This window comes from Bacillus clarus (assembly GCF_000746925.1).
In the GTDB taxonomy this organism is placed as follows: Bacteria; Bacillota; Bacilli; order Bacillales; family Bacillaceae_G; genus Bacillus_A; species Bacillus_A clarus.
In genome coordinates, this window is sequence record NZ_JMQC01000008.1 from 4,235,565 (window position 1) to 4,253,720 (window position 18,156).

The following is an 18,156-nucleotide window of genomic DNA, read 5'->3' on the forward strand; positions in this document are numbered from 1 at the left end:
AGGAAAAGCAAATGAATAAATGGGTTAAATCATTAACTGCTATGGCACTTGCGAGCTCTTTATTAATGGTAGGTTGTAGTAAAGGTGAGGACAAACAGAAAGAAGATGGCACAACAACACAGCAAGATGAAAAGAAGGATACGGAAACAAGTGGAACTGATAAATCTTCTGATTCAAAATAGAAGAAATAAGATGATAATAGAGCTTCCTCATTTATATGAGGAAGCTTTTTTGTTGTGTATTTTGTTATTTTGCGAAAAAATAGAGAAAAAGAAGTGAAAAGGAGAAAATATATGAAAGTATGTATATTGGGAGCAACAGGTAGAGTAGGTTCACAAATCATGAAATTCGCATTGCAAGATGATTCATATGATGTAACAGTGTTAGCTCGTGACTCGAACAGGATCGAAATGGCGCATGAAAATTTACAAGTTATAGAGGGCAATGTATTGAATGAAAACGATTTGAAGAAAGTTTTGAAAGGAGTAAATATTGTTATAAGTGCTCTTGGGACTGATGGAAATGGGACATTAACAAAGAGTATGCCAAATATTATAAAGGGTATGGAAGAAGAGGGGATTCATAAAATACTTACCATTGGAACAGCAGGTATTTTACAGGCTCGAACGAATCCGAGTATATATCGCTTTCAATCTAAGGAGTCAAAAAGAAAAACGACAACAGCTGCGGAAGATCATTTAGGTGCCTATGAAGCATTGGAGAACAGTAAATTATGTTGGACGATTGTTTGTCCGACACATTTAATCGATGGTGATGTAACAGGAGTATATCGAATAGAGAGGGATATGTTACCAGAGGAAGGAGCAAAAATTACAGTTGGAGATACTGCTCATTTTACATGGGAGTTAAGAAATAAAAGTACATATGAAAACAGTAGAGTAGGAATTGCATATTAAAAACCATCCCCAAAAGGGATGGTTAGAAAATGATATAGCAAACAAAAATGATAATCATAATGAATTGTAGAATTGCTTTTGCTACTGTGCTACTTAAAAATCCAACAACAGTTGCAATTCCAACCATAAAGGCGTCTTTTGGCGTCTTTTTATGCATGAGTTCAGTCACAAAGACAGACAAGAACGGTATAATAATGAGGCCGAATGGTGGAAAGAAGAAAGACCCAACAATGATAGAAATCATACCGATACGTTCGCCCCATTTTGTACTTCCATACTTCTTTAAGAAATAGCCATTTGCAATAAAGTCAGCAACGAAAATAATAATCGTAAAGAGGACTTGTATGATCCAAAAAGCTGTTGTTAGTTCTCCGTCATTTATACCAAAATGATAAATGAAATATCCAGCCCATAAGGCAAGTATGCCAGGGATAATGGGATAGATAAATGCGAGAAATGAGATAATGAAACAAATAATTATACTAGTTGTTAATAAAACAGTCACCTTATAACTCCTTTATATGATCTAATTTATGAACAGCAACTTTTTTAATTTGATGACCGTCAAGCTCTAATGCTTTAAATTGAAAACCAGCATACTCAATGGAATATCCAGGTTCAATATTTAAATCAATTGCTTGAGAAAGAAGCCAGCCACCAATCGTATCTAAATCGCTATCATCAATATGTAAACCAAACATATCATTTACTTCAGAAATGAGCACTTTTCCATCTAGTACAGTAAGCTTCGGTGTACGTTTTTCAATCATTGGCGATTCATCTGCATCAAATTCGTCTTGAATTTCTCCGATGATTTCTTCAAGAATATCCTCCATTGTTAAAAGCCCAGCAGTTCCGCCATATTCGTCCATTACAATAGCCATTTGGACGCGGTTTTTTTGAAGGTGTATTAATGTTTTTCGAATTGGAACTGTTTCAAAGACAGTTAATACTGGATGTATGTAAGCTTCTAAAGGTTTGTGAATACCCTTCGTTTGATCATGAAAAACTTCTTTTGTATTTATCATCCCGATAATATCATCTTTATCTTTTTCGATAACTGGATAGCGAGTATATTTTTCAGCTGCCACAATGTTCATATTTTCTTCTAACGTATTTTCAGTAGATAAACAAACCATTTCTGTTCGAGGTACCATAATTTCTTTGGCAACACGATCATCAAATTCAAAAATATTATTTACATATTTATATTCGGTTTGATTAATTTCACCACTTTTAAAACTTTCCCCTAAAATAAGTCGTAATTCTTCTTCGGAATGAGCAAGTTCATTTTCTTTTGCAGGTTCTAAACCGAATAATTTTGTGAAAAATACGGCTGTACTATTCAATAACCAAATGAACGGATACATAATTTTATCAAACCAAATAAGTGGTTTAGCAAATTTTAATGTAATGGCTTCTGCTTTTTGAATAGCGAAAGACTTGGGAACAAGTTCCCCTAGTACAACATGGAAAAAAGTAATAACGCTAAAGGCGATAATAAAAGATAACGTATTAGCCATTGCGCCAGTAATATTGATTTTTTCAAATAACGGTCGCAGCAAATGTTCTACAGTCGGTTCACCAAGCCAACCAAGTCCTAAAGAAGTAATAGTAATACCGAGCTGACAAGCGGATAAATAAACGTCTAAGTTAGATACAACGCTTCTCGCAGCTAATGCTTGCTTATTACCTTCATTTGCAAGCTGGTCGATTCGACTTTTTCGCACCTTTACAACCGCAAATTCAGATGCAACGAAAAAGCCAGAAATGAGGATAAGTATAAAAATGAGAAAAATATTTAATATGTCCAAGTGTGTTCTCTACTCCGGAATCGGAATAAAGATGTCACCTCCTGCAATTATGTTATACTTTTATAATAAATCGAAATGAAAATAATAGTCAAAGAAAATGAGCAAATATTGGTATATTTTATTGAAATTTTGTTGTTTTGCAACTCCCCAAATGGTGAAGATTAATAATTAATGGGCATTAAGCATCATTGATAAAAGTTTTACTTTATTTTATCCCGATATATAAGGAATAACCCTCAGCTTTAAATTTTGAAGCAGAGGGTTAGCATTCATAGCTATTTTGGCATTGTTCTAGTAAAAGCATATGTTTGTTGCTGAGAGTAGTTTAAGAGTGCTTGGCATAAAGATAGAACACTGTATGGAATATAAAGAAGTAGTAGTCCCATTGTAACAACTATCGGTGAACTTCCACCAAATTGGACGATAAATTGCAGCAACCCATTCGTATGAAAAATACATTCCATAAAAAAGAACGAAAGGATAATGGAGCTTAATATAGATTTATGGTTCGAAGTGAGAGCTATAAAGAGTGTATCAGTGAGAAAAGCAGAGTTTTTTATTTCATATTCATCAGTCTTACTTAAAAATGGTAGCCATTTCTTTAATGCTTGCATAACGATAATCATGGAAGTACTACATATAATGATAAAGGAAGAAAGGAATGGAACTGTGATGTATTTTGCTACGTATAAGAAGAATAGTATAATTGAACATTGTAAAACGACTGCACTGAATGAGTATGGTATAAAGCGTAACAGAGAAGTGTATTTTCTTAAAGAATGCGGTGTTTTTAAAAATAGACGTCCGATTGCTAAACTAATGAAAAAACCGGTAGCAAGTGTAAATGTAAAACGGACAATTGATAAAAAATATACTTCCCATATGTAGGGGAATAAAGGTGTAGAATGTCCCGAAGTATGTAGCATGGTTGCAGTATTCATAATAGGTTGAGATGAAAACAAAATGGGTTCATACATCCAATCAATCGTTGGGATAGATATGAAAGGGAAATTTACTAAGTTATGAAAAATACTGATTAAACCATTTAAATAAGAAGAATTATGGGTTATGAAAAGAGAAGGAATAGGGCTTATAATAAAAATGACAAGAAATCCGACTAAAAATCTACATACATGTTTACGAAATAAAGACATCAAATCACCCGCTTTTAGAAAATTCAGAAAATTATTATTCTTATTGTAGCTTCTTTTTGAATAAGTTACAATATCTTTTTCTTTACATATTGGTATACGGGAGAAACTAATTAATAACAATTCCAATGTTAATGAAAAGTAAAACAACGATTCACAAAGGTCCATATGGTTACACAATTAAATAGAATAGGAAATTCATTATACAAGTGAATGATTCATGACTAAATGATGACAATAATATGAATAATTTTCAGAAAAATAAAATAAATCGTTTATTTTTTTCTGAAAATATAATATAGTTATGGCACAGAAAGTATTTTAACATAAGGAGGCTTTTTATGAGGATTAAAGGAAACTATGTGCCAAAAAGAGAGGTTTTATTTTGTTCCATATCAATTACGATAGGTGAGGCACTGGAACATTTAAATAAAACTGGTTATCGTTGTGTGCCAGTTTTAGATGAAAAGAAAGAGAAATTTTTAGGGAATGTATATAAAGTAGATATTTTAGAATATAAAGGATCACTAGATGATAATTTATTAAAATTATTAAATGATCAAGATGGTTACGTGAGAGAAGATTCTTCGTTCTTTAAAGTATTCTTTACTATCAAAAAATTACCGTATTTATCAGTAGTTGATGAAAAGGGAGTTTTCCTTGGGATTTTGACTCATAAAAAGGTGTTTGAGCTATTAGAGGATGCGTGGGGTGTTCACTCTAGTAAGTATTCGGTTATGATTGGAACACAAGATTATAATGGAGCTATTCAAAAACTATCTACCGTGTTGAAAAAATATACTGGTATTCAAAGTTTAATGACATTTGATAACGATGCCTTATTAGTGCGTAGAATTATGTTTACATTAGGAGAAGAATTTAAAGCGGAAGAATTAGAAACGCTGCTAAAAGATTTAGAAGACCACGGTTTTCGGGTGGTTTATGTAGAAGAAATGAATAATCCGCGTGAAGTTGAGACGATAGAATAGTACGAGAGAGCCATCTTTTTGAGATGGCTTTTCGCTATGTTATATGGAAATATATTATGTAGAGATAATAAATTGAGTAGTAAGACATTTTGGTAAGAATATTTTCCTAGCAGAATAAAAAGAAGGGATAAATATATATAATTTCGTTTTTCGAAAAATTCCATATAAAAAATGTCTTTCTATTTTTCAGCTAAATATGTTACTATATGTGTGATAAAAGCAAAGAGGTCTGACGAATTAACTCCATGTAATACACTCTAATGATTTGAATATTCAAAAAAATCAAAATTCATCAATTGGAGTAATGAAAAGGGGAAATGGAGAAATTATGGAGAAAGACATTGCTTTTCAAGGGGTATATTTTATCATCATGAACAGAGAGGAGGATGCATAGCATATTATGAAAAAAGAGATAAACAATAAGAAGTGCTATGCAAAATAGAGAAATGAAGGGACGATTAAGGCCAGGTGATACGGTAGCGATTGGTTTAATGTTATTTGCGTTATTTTTAGGGGCAGGAAATTTAATCTTTCCGCCAGTGTTAGGTCAACAAGCAGGAGAAAATGTTTGGATTGCCACGATTGGATTCCTTGTAACAGGAGTCGGACTTCCTCTGTTAGCGGTCACAGCTGTCGCTTTTGTAGAGGGGGACTTGAAAGCGTTATCCTCTAGAGTACACCCTATATTTGCATTTATTTTCCCACTGATTAGTTATCTGGCAATTGGACCATTCTTTGCGATTCCGCGTACAGGAGCTGTTTCGTTTGAAATGGGGATGAAGCCGTTTTTATCGGAAGCAATGGTTTCAGAATGGTACATGCTGTTTATTTATACGGCAGTTTTCTTTGGAATAACTTGGTACTTATCATTAAACCCGTCGAAATTAGTTGATTGGTTTGGAAAGTTCCTTACTCCATTGTTAGTATTAATTGTTGCTGTTATTGTTGGAAAGGCAATTATTGATCCAATTGGGACACCTGCTGCACCATTAGATGCATATAAAGAAAATGCATTCTTCGGTGGATTTATTCAAGGATATTTAACGATGGACGCGATTAGTGCACTTGTATTTGGAATTGTTGTTGTACAAGTTATTCGCTCAAAAGGAATAAAAGAGAGCGCGCAAATCGCCAAAATAACAATTGTATCAGGAATTATTGCTGTATTAGGTTTAACGTTAATTTATTTATCACTTGCTTATCTCGGTTCAACAAGTACATCACTTGGTGTTTCGGAAAACGGTGGTCTTATATTAACAAATGTGGTGAATGAGTTATATGGAACGAGTGGTAAAATTTTATTAGGGCTTGTTATTACGCTTGCTTGTTTAACAACTTCGGTTGGATTAACATCTGCGTGCGCAGGGTTCTTTACAAACTTATTTCCAAAACTTTCACATAAAATGATTGTGACAATGGTATGTGTGTTTAGTTTATTTGTATCGAATTTAGGATTAACACAACTAATCACAGTAACTTTACCGGTGTTAATGATTATTTATCCAGTTGCAATTGTATTAATTGTACTGTCATACTTCCATAAATGGATCGGGAAGCGTAACACAATTTATATGGGGGCAATTTTAGGTGCTTTGTTAATTAGTGTATTTAATGGATTAGAAAGTGCGAATATAAAAATTGACGCAATCTCAAATGTACTACAAATGTTACCTTTATATAAAGAAGGAATAGGTTGGTTATTACCATCATGTATTGGCGGGGTTCTCGGCTTCTTCTTCTATAAATCCAATGAATCAGGTGAGTTGCAAAAGAAAGGTGCGTAAGCATCTTTTTTTTATTTAAAGGGAATTTCTCTATTTTGTCTAAATGATAGTTGGGAGGATTGCTAAAATGGCTAATTTTGAGGATTTTTTAAACTTAGATTTACGAATCGGAACGGTAAGGGAAGCAGAGGAATTTAAAGGAGCGCGTGTTCCTGCAATTAAGCTAGAAATTGATTTTGGAGAGTTAGGTATCAAACAATCCAGCGCTCAAATTACGAAGAGGTATAATCCAGAAGATTTAATTGGTCAACAAGTGGTCGCTGTTGTGAATTTTCCACCAAAGCGTGTTGCTGGTTTCAAATCGGAAGTGCTTGTATTAGGGGGAGTTCCAGAACAAGGAGATGTCGTTTTGCTTCAGCCTCATGTAGAAGTACCAAATGGAACTAAAATTAGTTAGTAGTTGGGAGGTTTCAGTATGGACATTGGGAAAGAATATTTAGAATGTGCAATTTCAAATTTCAAAGGAATGCAAAAACAAGGAGAAAGAACTCTCTCTCAATTATCTTACGAGCAAATAAGTTGGTCACCTCATGAAGAAGCGAATAGCATTGCGATTATTATGAAACACTTACATGGAAATATGCGTTCAAGATGGACTGATTTTTTAACGTCTGATGGGGAAAAAATAGATCGGAATCGAGATAGTGAGTTTGAGGAAGGGTATGCTTCAAAGGAAGAAGCGCTTATAGCATGGCAGGAAGGCTGGGAATATGTTTTTAACACATTGACAGGCCTAACCTCTGAACATATTTTGCAAAAAGTATATATTCGAGGAGAAGCACACACTGTCATGCAAGCGATTGAAAGACAAATCTCTCATTACTCTTTGCATATTGGACAAATCATTTACATTGGTAAAATGTTAAAAGAAAAGGAATGGGGCTGTTTAAGTATTCCGAAGGGACAGTCTAATCGTTATTTGCAAAAATGACGTTCAATATAATAGTAAGAAATAAGACGATATAGAATAGGAATTAAAAAAACAAGCCAAATAATTGATGGCTCGGTTACTACTAGAATGCTTCCTATTATAAAAGTATATAAGACTAAATATAATCCAAATAATGTGTTAACAGGCACGAAGCGGGAAACGAACAATTGTTGTTTAAAGCAATTTTGGTGAAATGAGTAAATACGTAAATATAGTGTAGCGGTAATAAGATCTTGCTTTCTTACAATTTTTTTCTGACATGTATGGCAGATGAAAGATGATTTCATTTCTCTACACCTCTTTTTTTATTTATGAATGTTTTCTTAATCCTGTTATGATTTGATATAGCAATCGAAATAAAGAGTACACGCCTACATAAGCGCCAGTGGCGAGAAATAACGGATTCAGTAAGATACCGTGAATGGTTGTCGTAAATACTAAGTCATGTGCTAAAACATCATATATGTTAATAGAAATGGTTGTACCGAGTGTATACAATGAAAGATATGCAATAAGGTCTAAGGCAACACGTATTTTAGGGTGTCCTGTAAATAACAGAAAAGTAAATGATAGAACAATTGGTAAAATACCGATTAGCAGCTTCAATTCATTTCACCTCATTAACAATATAGCCGAAATTTAGGCGGTCTATTCTCTAGAGCTTGTACATAACTTGAAATAGAGAGGGTGATAGTATGAATCGAGGCTTTTTCTACGTGAAATTAACAAGTGTGCGTAAGTTAATTTTATTCGTTATTATTACGATGTTAGCGACTTTTTTTCTTATTAGTATGATGGTAACCTCAATGAAAGAGACGAAGTCAGCATATTTATATAATTGGTTGAATGAGCTATCGATGAACGGATATATGTATGTGCTTGGAAAAGAGAATCATTATTTTACACAGGAGTATCGGAATTTGAATCAAAATTTTTCAATTTCTTCATTTCTATTTTCAATGGCAACGAATATTCGGTTTAATGATGTGCGTAGTTTTGTAGGGAAAGAACTTCCGGGATTCGGAAAATATGATACAGAAATTGTTATAGCTGGTGAGGGAACAAATTACTCCAACTTACCGATTGAATCGAGTGTTCCGCTTGAAGAAGTAGTAAAAGAACGGACTGGAGAAACTGGACAAGTCCCTAAAATAGATACAAATAAAGATAAGAAGCAACCAGCTCAAACGACAGGAAAAAGACAAGTTGCTTTCATTTATCATTCACATAGCTGGGAATCTTATTTACCTGTATTAAATTTAACGAATGATCCAGATCCAAATAAAGCGACGAGTTCGGTAACGAATATTTCCATACTTGGAGACCGCTTTCGTGAACAATTAGAAGGCGAAGGGATTGGTGCTGTGAATGATAAAACCGATGTTGGTAAAAAATTGATTAGCAAAGGATTGAATAGTAATAGTTCTTATAAGTTGTCTCGAGAAATTGTGCAGGAAGCTATGACAGGTAATAAAGAACTGCAATACTTCTTTGATTTGCACCGTGATAGTGCTCGTAAAAATGTCACAACGAAAGCAATTGGAGATAAATCGTATGCAAAGCTTGCTTTTGTAATTGGTAAAGGAAATAAAAATTACGAAAAAAACTTACAGTTAGCAACTGCTTTGCATGAAGCGATTAATAAAAAATATCCTGGAGTGAGCCGAGGGGTTATACAAAAAGGCTTTCAATCAGGGAATGGTGTTTACAATCAAGATTTATCAGGACAAGCGATTTTGATTGAAGTTGGGGGTGTAGATAATACAGAAGAGGAATTAAATCGATCAGTTGATGCTCTTGCTAAAGCATTTAGTGAATACTTTTGGCAAGCTGAGAAAGTGAATGGATAAACGTAAGCGAGAAGCTTACGTTTTTTTGTTTGGACAAGAGTAATGTATAGAATAACATGTCACATTATAGACACATTGTACTCTTTATTATAGTAATATCGAAATTTGTCTAATTATAGTAAGAATCATAGAAAGGAATTTTATGAAATAATAGAGAAAATCTTTTTATAAAGAGAATTTGTATATTATAAAATTGACAGGGTGATAGGGATGATTCGAGAAATTCGAGTAGAAGATGCAGCATTATTTTTGCAATTAAGCAAACAATTGGATGAAGAAACGAAATTTATGCTATATGAGCCAGGGGAACGTAAAACGACAGTAGAGCAACAGGAAAAGATGATAGAGCGCTTTATCGACAATGATCACTCTATAATATTTGTAGCGGTTGCAGATGATAGAGTAGTAGGGTTTATTTTAGCTAATGGAAATAGTCTACAAAGAAAGAAACATGTTGCAACAATTGTAATTGGTATTTTACAAGAATATGGCGGCAGAGGTATTGGAACAGCTTTGTTTAAAGAAGTAGAGAAATGGGCAAGATTACATGGTGTATGGCGTTTAGAATTAACGGTAATGGCCCATAATACAAGAGCTCAGGCACTATATAGCAAAGCTGGTTTCGAACAAGAAGGTGTCAAAAAAGCTTCTCTAATCATCGATGGAAAAGATATTGATGAGTATGAAATGGCCAAATTATTAAAATAAGAGGTCGTTGTATGAAAAAAAGATGGACACTACTTGGTATCGTAGTAGCTGCTTTGATTATTGGAGTAGCAGGAATGAATTATAAGTTGTATAAAGATAAGCAAGCGCAAGAGGTAAATACGGGTACTATATTTCCAAAAGCAAAAGAAACGGTTGCTTCTATGGAGGGGGACATCGCAGTTGTGAATAATCCTAATTCGACACTTGTACTTGTGAATAAAAGTAGGCGTTTGCCAGATGGGTATAAGCCGCAAGATTTAGTCATTCCGAAAGTACGCTACTCAAGCGAAGGAGATCAAGAGAAGAAAAAGATGAGGGAAGAGGCAGCGGTCGCACTCGAAGAAATGTTTCAACAAGGAGATCGAGAGCGGATTTTTCTTTTTGCAGTCTCTGGATTTCGGTCTTTTGATCGACAGAAAGCATTAAATACGATGTATAAAAAGCAAGATGGAGAAGCAAAAACAGCGATGTCTAGTGCAGTCCCAGGAACGAGTGAACATCAAACAGGACTTGCAATGGATATTACATCGCAATCTGCTAAATTTCAGTTAGAAACTGTTTTTGGTGATACGAAAGAAGGAAAATGGCTTTCTCAAAATGCACATAAGTTTGGTTTTGTTATTCGGTATACGAAAGAGAAAGAATCCGTTACCGGATATCGGTATGAACCGTGGCATGTACGATATGTGGGAAATCCGCAAGCTACATATTTATATGAAAATCAACTTACGCTTGAAGAAGTAGCACAGTAACGAATTGAGGGGAGAGGGCTAAGATGACGATGTTATATAAGAAAAAGGTATACGCATATATTACAAGAGAAAAAGAAGGGGTTATGCAATTACTCGTGTTTAAACATCGTGATATACAAGAGGCTGGGGTGCAAGTACCTGGTGGTACAGTTGATGAAGGGGAAACATTAGAAGCTGCGATTTTACGTGAAGTACAAGAAGAATCGGGTTTGCGTCATTTATGTATAGAGAGTTTCCTAGCGGATTATATCATACATGTGAAAGAAAAACAGGAATATCAAAAACGCCACTTTTTCCATGTATCTTTACTAACAGACGTAAAGGATACGTGGGAACATATAGTAAGTGCAGGAGAAGAAGATCAAGGTTTAACATTTTCTTATCAATGGATTGATATTGCAAAATGCCCTGAATTAGCAGGTAAACAGGGAGAGTTTTTACATTTGTTAGAAAAGATATATGTAAAATAATAAAAAGAGTCTGAGGCGGAAGTGTATTCGTTTCAGACTCTTTCTTTATTCCCCTGGAAATTAAAGGTTTTTGAGTGTGTGAGCTGAAATTCTTTAAAGGGATGCTAGTTATTGATGTGAGGAGCGGAGAAGCTGACTAAGTAAAAGGTATTTTTCATAAATAAAAAGGCTCATAAAGGGAGAATGTAAATGGAAATTCAGTTTAATGCATTATTACAAAAAGAGTTAACAATTCGTGATATACAAACGGCGATGGAAGAAGGAGTGCTAACTTCAAAAGAATTAGTCATGTATTATCTTCATAGAATCGCAAAGTATGACCAAGATGGTCCGAAAATTAATTCTATTTTAGAAATAAATCCAGACGCCATTTTTGGGGCAGAGGCGCTAGATCATGAAAGGAAAACAAAAGGTGTGAGAGGCCCTTTACATGGGATTCCTGTATTGCTAAAGGATAATATCGAAACGAATGATTCTATGCATACAAGTGCGGGAACAATTGCTCTTGAAGATTATTGTAGCAACGAGGATGCTTGTCTTGTTAAAAAACTTCGAGAAGCAGGTGCGATTATACTAGGGAAGACAAATATGACAGAACTAGCAAACGGAATGTCTTTTGAAATGTGGGCTGGATATAGTGCAAGGGGAGGACAAGTAGTAAACCCTTACGGTACAGGAAAGGACGATATGTTTGTTGGTGGGTCAAGTACAGGGTCTGCCGTAGCAGTTGCTGCTAACTTTACGGTAGTATCTGTTGGGACAGAAACAGATGCTTCTATATTAAGTCCAGCTATTCGAAGCTCTGTAGTAGGTATTAAACCGACAGTCGGTCTAATTAGTCGCCGAGGAATTATTCCTTTTACGTATTCTCAAGATACAGCGGGGCCATTTGCTAGAACTGTAACAGATGCCGCTATCTTATTAGGAAGCTTAACGGGAGTGGATCAGCTCGATCCAGCAACTTATAAAAGTGAAGGAATGGCGTACCAAGATTATTTAACTTATTTAGATGCTAATGGTTTAAATGGAGCGAAGATTGGAGTATTTAACAAAGCGCCAGAAGACTATTATGAATGTGGGGAGTATGATGAAGAATTATTTAAAGAAACGATACAAGTATTGCGAAATGAAGGAGCGACAGTAATAGAAGATATAGATATTCCATCCTTTCATAGAGAATGGAGCTGGGGAGTACCACTTTACGAACTCAAGCATAGCTTAGATAACTATCTTTCTAAGTTACCTCCTAATATTCCAGTGCATTCTATTTCAGAACTGATTGAGTTCAATAAAGGGATAGAAGAAAGAGCATTGAAATATGGTCAAAAAAAGTTGGAAATAAGAAAAGAGTTTCCTAATACGTTAAGAAATCCTGAGTATTTGAATGCAAGATTAGAAGATATATATTTTTCGCAAGAACAAGGACTTGATTTTGCTTTAAAAAAATATAATCTTGATGCGATACTATTTCCTTCGTATATAGGTTCTACAATATGTGCCAAAGCGGGTTACCCATCTATAGCAATACCAGCTGGATATATGAAGGAAGAGCGGAAGACCTTTTGGGATTACTCTTGCAAGTACCGCTTTTTGTGAAGGAACTTTAATTAAGTTTGCTTATGCATTTGAGCAAGCGACAAAACATAGAAAGATTCCAAACTTATCATGAATAGAGAATACAAAAAGACAGGAGAACCCTGTCCTTTTTGCTTTATAGATTAAAATGAAATATCTTTCTTCTCTGCCTTCTGATATTTTAATAAACGAAAAGATAAACAAGCAGAAAATAAAATAAGAAAAGAAGCGATGATATAAATAGTACGAACACCGAACATGTCGGTAATAATTCCGACGCTAAGCATAGAAAGACCAGAAGCTGTCGAGAGAAGTGTGCTGTGAGCTGTATACATCTTCGATAATAAAGAAGGAGTGACGTTTGATTGTAAAACCGTCGTTTGAGAAATATCTCTAATTTGATAACATGGCCCCATTAGAACACATAGGAATAGCCCAATAAATCCGCTGCTTGTCATACCATATAAAAATGTAAGAATGCTAAACATAAGAGAGCCTATCGCCATGGAGCGTATTAAATTATTTTGAATATATGAACTCATTTTCCACGCTAATAGACCACCAATTAATGTACCAACATAATAACTTGTATTAATGTATCCCCACCATTCTTCTCCTTTATGGAGAACAGTTGTAACATATGCCATCGTAATAGCACCGATCCATATCGTCCCTGCGAAAGTTTCAATTAAGTCCATAAATGTAACGGTACGGAGAGAAGGATTTTGAAATAAAAGTTTCCATCCTTCCAATAAAGCAGTACTTTTTGAAGAGGAAGGCTCTGTTACTCGTTCAGTATGCATGGATCGTAATGAAAAGTGTAATGTAACACAGCCAAAAATCATCAAAAGGTTATTAATCATGAGTGTAGAAGTAGCACCGATGAGAAGAACAATAATGCTTGTAAATGAATAAGCAGCGGCTTGTACAATTTGTGTTGAAAAAGAAAAGATACTATTTACTTTTACTAAGTTTTCTTTTGGTGTAAGGCGCGGAAGAATACCGTATAGTAATGGAGCACTCCACCCACTACATAATGAAATGAAAAAATGAAAGTTAAAAGAGCTAAAATGTTTGTGGAAAGCAACGGAAATAATAGCATTAGTAAAATAAATAGAGTGGTTTTTGTCCATTGTAGTGTAAAAAGTAATGAATAATTTGAAAAACGATTCATGATAAGTGGTGCAGATGTATTTGCTATAAGATTTGTAATGACTTGCAATAATGGAAAAAGAGCAGTTAATGTAGCTGATTTAGTTACGATATAGATATGAGTTGTAATAATCATTATGTATACGATATCAGCGAGAGTAATGCATATTTTTGATCCTAAATAGTAAGCTATTGAACGATTCCGCATTAAGAATATCACCTGCCAAAAAAATACAATTTTTTGAGTCGGAATTATTATAAACTGAAAAATTTGTTTTTGAAAGAATTTAATTTTTTGTCATATTTTGAAAGGGATTTTCATGTGTAATGAAGAATATATTGATATAGTATTTTATTAATGCTTATTGTAACAGTGAATATGTACAATAGCTTGTAACAAACGCCCAAGTATGAGAAAGGGCGGATAAACAATTCTTTTTTTCATATACATATAGAAAACGAAAAAGAAAGCGAGGGTTGCATATGGCTGGATGGGTAATTTGGTTTATTATTGCTGGTATTTTATTTATCGCGGAAATGTTATCTATTACGTTTTACATGCTTTGGCTTGGAATTGGAGCTGTTGTCGGAGGTCTTATCGCATTATTTGCTCCAGATGCATTGTTTTTACAAGTTGTTGTCGGTGCGACTGTGAGCTTAACGTTGACGTTCTTTACAAAAAGGATCTCTAAAAACTTTCGAGAAGCAAAAGGTTTTACTGATGCAGTAGATAAACTTGTCGGTAAAAAAGGAATTATTATGCAAGCGATTACAAGTGAAGTGAACGGTATTGTGAAAGTGGATGGAGATACTTGGACAGCTATTGCAGATGCTCCTATTGATGCTGGAGAAAAAATCGTTGTTATAAAGAGGCATAGTACTATATTACAAGTGAAAAAGGAGAGTGAATAAATATGGTAGCATTAACGTTAACGATTATTTTCGCACTAATTGTAGTTACATTTGTTGCATTAACAATTAAAATTATTCCTCAGCAAAAAGTTGGGGTCGTTGAACGATTTGGTAAATTTCAGCGTATTATGCAGCCAGGATTAAATTTATTAATACCGATTGTAGATCGAGTTCGCGTATATCATGACTTACGTATTCAACAAACGAATGTACCACCGCAAAAGGTAATTACCAAAGATAATGTACAAGTAGAAATAGACACTATTATTTTCTATCAAATTGTTGAACCAGAACTTGCGACATACGGTATTTCAAACTATGAATACGGTGTTCGTAACATTACTTCTGCAACGATGCGTCAAATTATTGGTAAAATGGAACTTGATGAAACTTTGTCAGGTCGTGAAAAAATTTCAACAGAAATTCGCTTAGCGCTTGATGAAGCAACAGAAAAATGGGGCGTTCGTATTGAACGTGTTGAAGTTGTCGATATTAACCCGCCAAAAGATGTGCAAGCATCAATGGAAAAACAAATGAAAGCAGAACGAAATAAACGTGCGATCATTTTAGAAGCTGAAGCAGCAAAACAAGATAAAGTACTTCGGGCTGAAGGGGAAAAACAAAGTAAAATTTTAATGGCTGAAGGGGATAAAGAAGCACGTATTCGAGAAGCTGAAGGTATAAAAGAAGCAAAAGAATTAGAAGCGCAAGGGGAAGCAAGAGCGATTGAGGAAATCGCAAAAGCAGAACAAAATCGAATTGAATTACTTCGTGCAGCAGATTTAGATGAGCGCGTACTTGCTTATAAATCATTTGAATCATTAGCAGAAGTTGCAAAAGGGCCAGCAAATAAAGTCTTCATTCCATCGAATGCGATTGAAACGCTTGGTACTCTCGGAGCGATTGGTGAAATCTTTAAAGAAAAACAAGCGAAAAAATTGCCTTCAACTGATACATCAAAAGAACAATAATAATGAAAAAGAGAGATGGAGTGCCATTTCTCTTTTTTGATTTGGTAATTTTTTTCGTTTTAAACAGGAACTCTAGTTATTTGTACAAGCCAGACTTAATCTCTTCGAATATTTTATAGTGTTCCATTAAAAGAAGATGAGAGAATGGCAGTCCCCTGTCTAGTGCTAGACTTGTATATTCCACTAGGATCAGACTTGACCAAAGATCTGTTTATCAACCAAATTGATTGGATTAATTATGTGTGGGGTATCATGGGAAAAAGCTTATAGACCGACATCTGAACAGTGTGAATAAGCAAGTGAAAGTCATTTTTTCGAAATTGCCCATAAAGATGCCATGAAAAGCATACAAAAACCAAAGTAAGAGGTGATAAAAATAAAAAAACATCATAAAAAGCCTCATAAGTACAGTGAGAAGAATATTATATCGTTACCATTTCTTGATAAGGATTGCGTTTGTATACCAATGAATGTCCCTACATCTTTCCGTAATGAAGCAACGAGTGTCCCTATACCTTCTCATAATGAAGCAACGAATGTTCCTACACCTTTCCGTAATGAAGCAACGAATATCTCTATGCCTTCTCATAAGGGTTGTAATTGTCTACCTCAAAATATTCTACAAGGTAATACGCAAGATATTTCAGTACAAGTTCCACCTCCTAGTCCGCCGACAAGTGGTTAACTGTCTCCATTCAAAATTTCTTATCCAATTATAAAAATCGGGACGTCCTAGCTGGCTACGTGCCAGCTAGGGGTAGTAGTAGCATAAAATCAATTCGTTATCTAAACTACATACTTTATAGCCCATTATTTGTGTAGGAAATTCATGTTCGTTGTGGTTTCTCTCCACAGCCTATTTTGTGGAAAGGCATATTACATAAGGCTTGTACATATCCATGTATAAAGAAGGTGATACATTGAAAAAGCATGCAACTCGTATACGTGGAAAGAATTTAATATTTTTACTTTTTTCATATGCATTTGTAGTGATAGTAATCGCATCCATTGTGACTACACTTTTACATACAATGAAATCTTATTACGCGAATCAATGGTCCGGAAAAGTATCGATGCAAGGATTTATTCAAATGTTAGAAAATGAAAATCGTTATTTCGGATTTGATTATTTCAAAATAAATAAGCGAGAATCAGTTGGAAGTTTACTATTTTCTATTGCGACGGATTTAAAAATAAGAGATTTAAGAACATTCGTCGGTAAAGAAGTACCAGGTATGTCAAAGTACTATTCTAATATTATCGTAGCTGGAGAAGGGACAGACTATACGAATATCCCAAATGAATCTAGTGTACCGATCGAAGAAATAACGAAAGAACGTGAAGTAGCCAAAGAGAAAGTTACAGAAGCAGAAAAGAAGAATCCTGTTCAGAAAAATAATGGAACAAAAAAGGGTGAAAGTGCAGTATATATTTATCATACACATAGTTGGGAGTCTTTTTATCCGTTACTACCAGGAACGGAAAATCCATCGAGTCCTGATGTGAACGTTTCACTTTTAGGAGAGCGTTTGAAAGAGCAATTAGAAGGACAAGGAATCCCGGTTTTACACGATAAAACGAATATGGGTGATTTGCTAGCGAACAAAAAATGGAAATGGTATCAAGCGTATAAAGCATCTCACGGATACGTAAAAGAAGCACTAGCACAAAACGATAAAATTATGTTTCCGATTGATATTCATCGTGATGATCAACGAAAGGCCGTGACGACAAAAGTAATTAACGGGAAATCTTATGCAAGATTATATTTTATAATTGGAATGGAAAACGAAGGGCGCGCTGCAAATGAAAAGATTGCAAGGGCGATCAATTCCTATTTAGATGACAACTATTACGGATTAAGTAGAGGGATTTTTCCGAAGTATAAAAAGGATGGAAATGGAGTTTATAATCAAGATTTATCTAAAAATGCAATGTTAATTGAAGTTGGTGGTGTTGATAATACGTTAGATGAATTATATAACACTATTGACGTATTAACTGAGGCGTTTAGCAAGTACTATTGGGATGCAGAGAAAGTGAATAGGTGATGTGCAAAGGAGCAGGGGGAACTGTTCCTTTTTTATGTTTCTTAAAAAATTATTAAGATTTCATAATGTGAAATAACAGCGAATTTATATGATTTTACAATTGTTATAATGATTGAAAATTCAGTCATC

At 34.5% G+C, this 18,156-nt stretch carries 19 protein-coding genes and 2 pseudogenes; 15 read left to right on the forward strand and 6 right to left on the reverse strand.

What is annotated here, in order from left to right; translation table 11 throughout:
• Nucleotides 1-11: 11 nt before the first annotated feature.
• The gene (locus DJ93_RS33310; protein WP_042983341.1) at nucleotides 12-182 is read left to right on the forward strand and encodes a hypothetical protein; all 171 of its coding nucleotides are present in this window, start codon (nucleotides 12-14) and stop codon (nucleotides 180-182) included.
• Nucleotides 183-293: 111 nt separating this feature from the next.
• Complete coding sequence (locus DJ93_RS22570) at nucleotides 294-917, forward strand: NAD(P)-dependent oxidoreductase (RefSeq protein WP_042983342.1); 624 nt, start codon at nucleotides 294-296, stop codon at nucleotides 915-917.
• 22 nt (nucleotides 918-939) lie between these two features.
• On the opposite strand, the gene DJ93_RS22575 is transcribed toward DJ93_RS22570, so the two are convergent.
• From DJ93_RS22575 to DJ93_RS22585, 3 genes are all read right to left on the reverse strand, one after another.
• On the reverse strand, nucleotides 940-1,422 hold the full coding sequence (locus DJ93_RS22575) for a DUF456 domain-containing protein (RefSeq protein WP_042983343.1): 483 nt from the start codon (nucleotides 1,420-1,422) through the stop codon (nucleotides 940-942).
• A 1-nt stretch (nucleotide 1,423) separates the two neighbouring features.
• Nucleotides 1,424-2,731 carry a hemolysin family protein gene (locus DJ93_RS22580; RefSeq protein ID WP_042983344.1) on the reverse strand — a complete coding sequence of 436 codons (1,308 nt, stop codon included), beginning with the start codon at nucleotides 2,729-2,731 and terminating at the stop codon, nucleotides 1,424-1,426.
• 275 nt (nucleotides 2,732-3,006) lie between these two features.
• Nucleotides 3,007-3,885 (reverse strand): hypothetical protein, encoded by an 879-nt coding sequence (locus DJ93_RS22585; protein ID WP_042983345.1) that lies wholly within the window; start codon nucleotides 3,883-3,885, stop codon nucleotides 3,007-3,009.
• A gap of 338 nt (nucleotides 3,886-4,223) precedes the next feature.
• Between DJ93_RS22585 and cbpA the strand changes: the two genes are divergently transcribed.
• From cbpA to DJ93_RS22605, 4 genes are all read left to right on the forward strand, one after another.
• Nucleotides 4,224-4,871, forward strand: coding sequence for a cyclic di-AMP binding protein CbpA (gene cbpA / locus DJ93_RS22590; RefSeq protein WP_042983346.1), 648 nt, complete (start codon nucleotides 4,224-4,226; stop codon nucleotides 4,869-4,871).
• Nucleotides 4,872-5,317: 446 nt separating this feature from the next.
• Nucleotides 5,318-6,655, forward strand: a complete 1,338-nt coding sequence (gene brnQ4, locus DJ93_RS22595) for a branched-chain amino acid transport system II carrier protein BrnQ4 (protein WP_080743718.1) — start codon at nucleotides 5,318-5,320, stop codon at nucleotides 6,653-6,655.
• A 67-nt stretch (nucleotides 6,656-6,722) separates the two neighbouring features.
• On the forward strand, nucleotides 6,723-7,052 hold the full coding sequence (gene csaA / locus DJ93_RS22600; protein ID WP_042983348.1) for a chaperone CsaA: 330 nt from the start codon (nucleotides 6,723-6,725) through the stop codon (nucleotides 7,050-7,052).
• Between the two features lie 18 nt (nucleotides 7,053-7,070).
• A complete protein-coding gene (locus DJ93_RS22605; RefSeq protein ID WP_042983349.1) occupies nucleotides 7,071-7,586 on the forward strand; it encodes a DUF1572 domain-containing protein in 516 nt (171 codons plus the stop codon).
• On the opposite strand, the gene DJ93_RS33885 is transcribed toward DJ93_RS22605, so the two are convergent.
• A complete protein-coding gene (locus DJ93_RS33885; protein WP_042983350.1) occupies nucleotides 7,571-7,873 on the reverse strand; it encodes a hypothetical protein in 303 nt (100 codons plus the stop codon). The two genes, DJ93_RS22605 and DJ93_RS33885, sit on opposite strands and share 16 nt — an antisense overlap.
• Before the next feature lie 22 nt (nucleotides 7,874-7,895).
• Nucleotides 7,896-8,192 carry a hypothetical protein gene (locus DJ93_RS22615; protein ID WP_042983351.1) on the reverse strand — a complete coding sequence of 99 codons (297 nt, stop codon included), beginning with the start codon at nucleotides 8,190-8,192 and terminating at the stop codon, nucleotides 7,896-7,898.
• A gap of 89 nt (nucleotides 8,193-8,281) precedes the next feature.
• Here DJ93_RS22615 and spoIIP (DJ93_RS22620) point away from each other — a divergent pair, with 89 nt between their 5' ends.
• From spoIIP (DJ93_RS22620) to DJ93_RS22640, 5 genes and pseudogenes are all read left to right on the forward strand, one after another.
• A complete protein-coding gene (gene spoIIP / locus DJ93_RS22620; RefSeq protein WP_042983352.1) occupies nucleotides 8,282-9,436 on the forward strand; it encodes a stage II sporulation protein P in 1,155 nt (384 codons plus the stop codon).
• Nucleotides 9,437-9,646: 210 nt separating this feature from the next.
• Complete coding sequence (locus DJ93_RS22625) at nucleotides 9,647-10,144, forward strand: GNAT family N-acetyltransferase (RefSeq protein WP_042983353.1); 498 nt, start codon at nucleotides 9,647-9,649, stop codon at nucleotides 10,142-10,144.
• An 11-nt stretch (nucleotides 10,145-10,155) separates the two neighbouring features.
• A complete protein-coding gene (locus tag DJ93_RS22630; RefSeq protein WP_042983354.1) occupies nucleotides 10,156-10,896 on the forward strand; it encodes a M15 family metallopeptidase in 741 nt (246 codons plus the stop codon).
• Nucleotides 10,897-10,919: 23 nt separating this feature from the next.
• The gene (locus DJ93_RS22635) at nucleotides 10,920-11,366 is read left to right on the forward strand and encodes an NUDIX hydrolase (protein WP_042983355.1); all 447 of its coding nucleotides are present in this window, start codon (nucleotides 10,920-10,922) and stop codon (nucleotides 11,364-11,366) included.
• 189 nt (nucleotides 11,367-11,555) lie between these two features.
• A pseudogene (locus DJ93_RS22640) lies at nucleotides 11,556-13,035 on the forward strand (amidase family protein).
• 49 nt (nucleotides 13,036-13,084) lie between these two features.
• Here DJ93_RS22640 and DJ93_RS22645 read toward each other — a convergent pair.
• Nucleotides 13,085-14,301: pseudogene (locus tag DJ93_RS22645) on the reverse strand (MFS transporter).
• A gap of 275 nt (nucleotides 14,302-14,576) precedes the next feature.
• Between DJ93_RS22645 and DJ93_RS22650 the strand changes: the two are divergent.
• The 4 genes from DJ93_RS22650 (at nucleotide 14,577) to spoIIP (DJ93_RS22665) (ending at nucleotide 18,027) form a co-directional block, all read left to right on the forward strand.
• Nucleotides 14,577-15,005: an NfeD family protein gene (locus DJ93_RS22650; protein ID WP_042983356.1), complete on the forward strand. Its 429-nt coding sequence runs from the start codon at nucleotides 14,577-14,579 to the stop codon at nucleotides 15,003-15,005.
• Nucleotides 15,006-15,007: 2 nt separating this feature from the next.
• Entirely contained in the window at nucleotides 15,008-15,976 is a 969-nt protein-coding gene (locus DJ93_RS22655) for an SPFH domain-containing protein (protein ID WP_042983357.1), read from the forward strand.
• Nucleotides 15,977-16,442: 466 nt separating this feature from the next.
• A complete protein-coding gene (locus DJ93_RS22660; RefSeq protein WP_042983358.1) occupies nucleotides 16,443-16,661 on the forward strand; it encodes a hypothetical protein in 219 nt (72 codons plus the stop codon).
• A 214-nt stretch (nucleotides 16,662-16,875) separates the two neighbouring features.
• Nucleotides 16,876-18,027 carry a stage II sporulation protein P gene (spoIIP, locus tag DJ93_RS22665; RefSeq protein WP_042983359.1) on the forward strand — a complete coding sequence of 384 codons (1,152 nt, stop codon included), beginning with the start codon at nucleotides 16,876-16,878 and terminating at the stop codon, nucleotides 18,025-18,027.
• Nucleotides 18,028-18,156 lie beyond the last annotated feature (129 nt).